Source organism: Bacteroidetes bacterium SB0662_bin_6 (assembly GCA_009839485.1).
Taxonomy (GTDB): Bacteria; Bacteroidota; Rhodothermia; order Rhodothermales; family VXPQ01; genus VXPQ01.
Genome location: VXPQ01000037.1, coordinates 1 through 6,750 on the forward strand (window position 1 = coordinate 1; position 6,750 = coordinate 6,750).

At 59.9% G+C, this 6,750-nt stretch carries 4 protein-coding genes; 1 reads left to right on the forward strand and 3 read right to left on the reverse strand.

What is annotated here, in order from left to right:
- Together F4Y00_06850 and F4Y00_06855 are read right to left on the reverse strand one after the other, a co-directional pair.
- Window positions 1–658: hypothetical protein (locus tag F4Y00_06850; GenBank protein ID MYE04670.1), on the reverse strand; the 658-nt coding region annotated here is incomplete at its 3' end.
- 296 nt (window positions 659–954) lie between these two features.
- Window positions 955–3,303, reverse strand: coding sequence for a response regulator (locus F4Y00_06855; GenBank protein MYE04671.1), 2,349 nt, complete (start codon window positions 3,301–3,303; stop codon window positions 955–957).
- 275 nt (window positions 3,304–3,578) lie between these two features.
- On the opposite strand from F4Y00_06855, the gene F4Y00_06860 reads away from it, so the two are divergent.
- Entirely contained in the window at window positions 3,579–3,875 is a 297-nt protein-coding gene (locus tag F4Y00_06860; protein MYE04672.1) for a winged helix-turn-helix domain-containing protein, read from the forward strand.
- 256 nt (window positions 3,876–4,131) lie between these two features.
- On the opposite strand, the gene F4Y00_06865 is transcribed toward F4Y00_06860, so the two are convergent.
- Window positions 4,132–4,653, reverse strand: a complete 522-nt coding sequence (locus F4Y00_06865; protein MYE04673.1) for a hypothetical protein — start codon at window positions 4,651–4,653, stop codon at window positions 4,132–4,134.
- Window positions 4,654–6,750: the final 2,097 nt, after the last annotated feature.

The window sequence follows — 6,750 nt, forward strand, 5'->3', positions numbered from 1 at the left end:
TGACCGTATCGCCCTCTTCCACCACCACCTCCAACGGACAATACACGCTCGGACGACTGCTCGATACGTACACCTCCACCTCCTCATGTGACGACAAACCCGTCGCCCGGGAGGTCGCCGTCAAACGGTACCGGTAACGAAACGTCGTTTCCCCCGAACGGAACGACTCCAGCGTTTCGTACGCCGGCGCCTCCGGAGCGATCACAAACGGATGAGGACTGTCCTCGGGGATCAAACGAGGATTGTCCAGATAGTCCCGTGTCGTACCGCCTACAGGCTCCCAGAAATAATCAAGGTATTCCTCCCCCGAAGCGTCCCATGCATGACACTCGACCTGTCCCGTCTCCAACTCCTCCAGAAACACCGCCACCGGACATTCGAGGCGAGGAGGCGCCGCAAACCCAGGTGACGGACGATCCGAAACGCCGGGTGCTTCCGGATCGAACCCTAAAGGATCCGGCTCCTTCTCCCGCGGCACGCAACTTTCACCAAACTTGTCAGGAACCGTAAAAGGATCGCACTCCTCTTGCACAACGGGCGCCCTGACCGACTCCCGTGAAGCACTCCCGCCCTTTTCCGGAAAACCTTCTTCCCGAATCACCTGAGCGTGCACCGAAGATGCGCATGCCAGCAACAAGGCGGCAAGTATGCACGCCATGGGCCCGGCTATGGTGCCAAAGCAACGGATATACCCCGTAAGCATACCGGGCTTTTTTGTCTTCTCAGTTATCGGATTGCACTTACTATAGCATCGAGGCAGGCACGTAGATTGACGAACAACTGTCCAATCAACCCGAACCACCCCTACGCTCACAACTAATTATGCGCAAATCATTATGTGTATTCCATATTTTTTTGGGGTTAATCCGTTTAGTTTTAGTGTGGATATGCTGTGATCTCTATATGGAGCGTGTAAAACGATGTAAAACAACAACAAATTGGCACTGAAAACGGTCAATCCGGCAGGTACATTTTATATCCGGCCCCTCGCACGTTCAGGATATATTTCGGCTCGGCAGGATCATCGCCCAGCTTGTCACGGAGCGTCTTCACGAAGGTGCGCATGTTCTCCTTGGTTGTGCTGTTATTGTTGCTCCACACCAGGCGAAGCAACTGGTCATAGGTCACTACTTTCCCTGCCCCGAGCGATAGCGCTCGCAATAGCCTGTACTCGGTAGTGGTCAGGCGTATCGTACGATCCGCGACGGTCACGCGGTGCTGGTCATAATCGATACGGAGATCCTTCAGCGCAAAAATAATATCCGGCTCCGTCCGCCTTCGCAGAGCCGACTGAATTCTTGCCGTAAGCTCATTGGGCGAGAACGGCTTGACAATGTAGTCGACGGCGCCGACCTCCAGGGCCTGCACAATTGTCTCGTCCCTTTTGTAGGCGGACAGAAAGATGACCGGCTGATCGGTCAACTCAGACACATTCTCCATCAACTCGATGCCATCTGTCCCGGGAAAAACCAGATCGAGCAGGACCAGATCGGGTTTTTCCATCCTTATCAGCCGGGACAGCTCACGCGGGTTGTTGGTAATAATCGGGGAGTAGCCCGCCGACGTAAGAACGTCCCGAATGTAACGAAGCGCCTGCGGATCATCGTCTACTACGAGAATGCGCCTCGACTCGGATGCGGTTTCGGGCTCGGCGGAGCCGTTGTCCGGGACTACATCATCCGTGATGGCTTCCTCGGCTATCGGAACCGTGAACGTGAATCGTGCGCCCAGACCCACCCCGTCGCTCTCGGCCCGGATGCGTCCGCCGTGGGCCTCTATCAGTCCCTTGCAGATGGCGAGTCCCAGCCCGAACCCTTCGGTCCCTTGCTCTGCATCTTTACTGAACCCGGTGTATTTCTCGAACAGGTGCGGCAGCAACTCTTCGGGTATGCCCCTGCCTTTGTCAGAGACCGAAATCACAACATGAGCATCCTCCTGGTGCGCAGCCACATTGACAGGAGACGACGGAGGAGAGTTTCTGGCCGCATTCGAGAAGAGATTATGCAGCACCTGGACGATGCGTCGACTGTCGGCCATTATGCGGGGCAGTTCCATCGGAAGGTCGACGAGCACAGTATGCTGGCTTCCCCCGCTCAGGAAAGAGGTTCTTGCCCGTTCCACAAGGTCGGACACTTCCGAAGGTTCGGGAAAAACCGATAACGTGCCCGTGTCGATGCGGGCGTTATCCAGAAGGTCGCCTATCAGGCTTTGCATATGATTAGCCTGCCCATTGACGATCCGGAAAAACTGGAGGATTTCGTCTCGGCTCAGTGTCTCGATGTCTTCCAGTATGGTAGCGGCCGAACCCTTGATAGAGGCAAGCGGAGCCTGCAACTCATGGCTCACCATGCCGAGGAATTCGGCCCGGAGCCGCTCAAGCTCCTCCAGCGGCGCCAGATCCTGCATGGTGACAACCAATGATTCGGTTATGCCGTCGCCCGAGTGAATCGGCGTGGCGTTGATCAGTATTTTGACACTCCGACCGTCGCCGACTGAAAGTTCGACCGTTTCTCCACGCACCGTCTCGGAATTGCCGAATTTGAGCGATGCCATGCATTCACCAAACGTAATGTCCCGCCCATCGGCTCGGCGGCATGTTAGTATATCCAGCAGCTGCTCCTCCGTGCGATCCGGCACATGTATGCCTTCGACCAGCCGCCTCGCTTCCTGATTGAACAGTACCGGATTACCTGTCCTGGTGCCGAGGACCACCACGCCCACAGGGGACGTATCCACCAGAGTCTCCAGATAGGCCCGGGCTTGCTGCTCGTTGCGGTGCGCGCGGGCATTGGCGATGGCCATTGCCGCCTGGGACGCAAATATCACCAGAATCTCCTCGTCCTCGCTCGTGAATTCCGGTCCGTTCTGCTTGCCGGCGAGAAAAAAGTTGCCGACATACCGGCCTTGATGATGCATCGGGGTACCCTGAAACGTTTTTGAGAGCATCAGGTCGGCCGAATAGCCCAGCGAGTCGACATAGGAGGACAGGTCCGCCAAACGCAGGACTCCGGGCAACTCCCGAAAATGTTCGAAGAGCCGGGGGCCGTCGGGCCAGTCCAGCATTTGCTGACTCTCTTCCGGGGTGAAGCCGGACATGACGACATCTTCAATGTTTCCTGTCGCGTCAGTGGTCGTAATAATGCCGTAGCGTGCATCAGCCAGCTCGCGGGCGTTCTCCACGATCTCTTGCAGGACGACGTCCAGTTCAAGGCTTGCGCCGATTCGCAGCATGGCCGCACACAGTCGGGAGGTGCGCTCGGACAGCACCTCGTTCGCTCGCCCTGATTCGTCGGAATACTTCATGTAATTCGTAGTCGGTTGTTATCCAGCGTGGCGTGTACGTTGTTTGAAGTATAACTCTCTATTAGCAATAGTGAAAAAACAAACGCAAATAACACTATTTAATGACAAATCCTCACGATATACTCACACTATTATTTGTATAATTAAGCATTCTGTACTAAACAATTGCGGGATGGGTATTATGAGCAAGCTCAGTTAGACAACCTGTACCGCATCGTCCAAGATTATGCGTGCCGCCATTTGCAAACATCCACTCGAAGCGCCAATCCTGTAAAATGCCGAGAACCGCAACCTATTACTATCTCGCAATACACAAGTCGGATGATCAGATTATTCGGGCCCTGTGGTCCGGGCGATACCAGAAATCAACCTTGCGAGTCCTTGCGTTCATGCTTGAGGAGCGCCGGTATCGCAACGGCCGGGGGCAAGGAATGGCCTATTCGATGGATTGCCTGGCCGATACGCTACACCTTTCGAGGGTGTCCGTATCGAATAGCCTGTCCGAACTCAAGGCGGACGGGATGCTCGACAGCTGCTCGTCAAACCACGTGCCTGCCTCCGTGCTACAGTAAGTGTGATCCGAGTGTTTACAGGGAAGCAGGGTTAAAAACTTGTCAAGCATGGCCCGTTTTATTCTGATTACTCTGATACTGGCTCCCCTTATAGGGATTGCGCTGGTTCTTGTACTGATTGCCGCAGTGTAAAGTCCGTGGATTTTCCGGGCTTAAAACATGCCGGTATTTCCAGTATCATATTCGACTTATCGGACAAGCGTCATCGTCCGCGTCATCGTTTCCGCTCCTGCCGCCAACCGGTAAACGTACGTTCCTATTCCTCGTTTGGTTTATGCACCGTCAACGAAAACTTGAGGCCGAAATAGGATAGGGCGGGCACATTATCGCCTCCCACCCCGAAGTAGCGATTGTAGAAAAGGGAGAACTGCATATTCCTCGAAAAGGCAAACTCTACCCCTGCGTCCCCATGCAGAACGGGTGCGGCATAGCGCCCGGGCGCAGGCGGCAGATCGTAGAGGACGTACGCTGCGCCGACCATCGCGCTGGCGAATCCGTTGTAGCGCCCGGACAGCGGGCGATACGACCGCACCCCGCCCAGAATTTCGGTGACGCTGGCAAGCCCTCCGTCCTTGATGTAACCGCCGTAGTTCAATTCGGCCAGGTAGGTCCGGTCGTCCGAGCGCTTTTCGCCCATTAGCCCAAACCCTTTCAGAACGATCCGCTCGCCAGGAATGTACCATTCCTGATGGCGGGACATGAGGAAGGAACCGTACAGATTCTGTGCGCGGCTCTGCAGCGGGGCAAGGAAAACGAGGAGAAGAAGGATTCTATTCATGGCGGGCGGCGCCAAGGGACAGTCCGAAGCTGGATCCGCCGAGCGCCGGGTTCCAGGCGCCGTAAAGATCAAGCCGACGGCCCCCGGGCGAAAGGCCGATGTTGTAGTTGCCGCGCACGTCCAGCGTCCAGCGGTCTCTGCCTGCGAAGGCGCTTCGGGAACCACGGTGCAGGGGACTCCGCCAGAGCGAGCCGGCGCCCGCGGCGGCATCGCCCCAGCGTGGCGAGACCGAAAAGGAAAGGCCCTCGGCTCCCGGCCGGCCCACGGTGAGCGCCAGGGCGATGCCCTGTTCCGCGTAGCCGGCCGCCGAGTGCAGCGCCAGCGTGCGGGCCCGGGCGTCGAGGGATACGATACCCAGAACGGCCCGGGATCCGGCGGCCACCTCGATGCCCTGGCCCGTCTGGCCCGCGCCGCCGTCGGTACGCGCATACACCTCGCCGAAGAACGTGACAGCGGCGGCGGCGACCTGTACGGGCAGCGACAGATCGGCGCCGATCCGCACCTGGTTCACCCGAACGTTCTGCCCGTCCACGGATTCCTCGCCGTCTTCGGTTCGGAGCGCGGCCCACGAAGCGTCGCCCATCAGGGCGAAGTCGAGTCCGCCCGGCGCCCCGAGACGCCTCTTGAGTTCGACGAGTCCGAGGCGGAGAGCCGTCGCGCTCGTCCCCAGCCGTCCCGCCGTCCGCAGATTCTCGGCATTGCCCCTTCCTCCGCCTACCGAGGCCCAGAGGGACGTGGATCGGCCCGCCCATCGCAGGTACGGATGGACCGCTGTCATGGTCTGCGTGAGTTCCCCGTCCGAGGCGCCCACCCGCCAGTCGCCCGCGCCCCTGCTGCGCGAGATCGCCAGCCCGGCCATCCAGCGCTCGCGCAGCCTCACGTCGAGCCCCAGATAGCCCGTCCGGAGTTCGCCGTCGTAGCCGGACCCGTACCCCTGCACGGACGGCGTCCCGCTGAACGTCTGCACGTCTCCCTGCCCCCACAGGGACCAGCGCCGGAGCCCGGTGCATCCATTTTGACCCCCGTCCCCGCCCGCCAGGAGGAACTCCGTGCTCTCCATCATCGCAGCACGGCCGCCGCCGAGGCCGAGCAGTTGCGCCGGCGTCAACCGGTCTGCGGCGCCCGGTGCGAGGGACGGGTCCGTGGTACGGCCGCGGGCGGCGGTCGCAAACTGACCCAAGACGCCTCTCGCCGCTTCGCCTCCAAGCGGCGCAGACCGTCCCATCACCGTGAGCCGGGAAGGCTCGCACGGGCTGGCGCTCATCCGCCGGTCGAGCGTCATCCGCACGCTTGCCAGATGGCTTCGAGCGGTGGCCGCCAGCATGTGCTCGATAATCGCGCGCTGCGGCATGTCACTCACTCCTACGCGGAAGCTCTGCGTCGTAGAGAGGCCCCCCGGATCCTCCGACGTTACCTTCACCATGGCCGACCCGTACATACCCGGCGTCAGCGTCAGGAGCGCCGCCGTGACCAGAGCGCTCACCACACGCGGGTCGGACGACTCTGCGTGGTAGGTCAGCCCGTCTCCATCCGCGTCGTCGAAGAACGGCGACAGATCCACTTCCGCCGCACCGCCCCCTTCGTCGAGCGTCTGATCCGGGATGACCCCGACCGCGACCGGCGCTTCGTTCGCGTCGGTCACCACAACCACGATCTCCGCCTGCGCCTGTGCTCCGGCTCCGTCCCGCGCCCTGAGCGTCAGGTCGTATCCCTCCGGCCCCGTCTCGAAGTCCTCTCCCGGACCGACGTACGTCACGACGCCGTCTTCCGCCCCCACGGCGAACCGGTCCGGGTCGCCGGACGCCAGATCGTACGTCAGCGCATCGCCGTCGGGGTCCTCCGCCGTCAGCCGTAATAACTCGACCGGCTGATTGCGGCCATCGACGTTCTCCGCCAGTTCTACGCGATAGACCGTCTGCGCAAACTCCGGCGCTTCGTTCACGTCGGTGATCACAACCTCGACCTTGGCCTGCGCCTGTGCTCCGGCTGTATCCCGCGCCCTGAGTGTCAGGTCGTACCCCTCCGGCTCCGTCTCAAAGTCTTCTCCCGGACCAACGTACGTTATGACGCCGTCTTCCGCTCCCACGGCGAACCGGT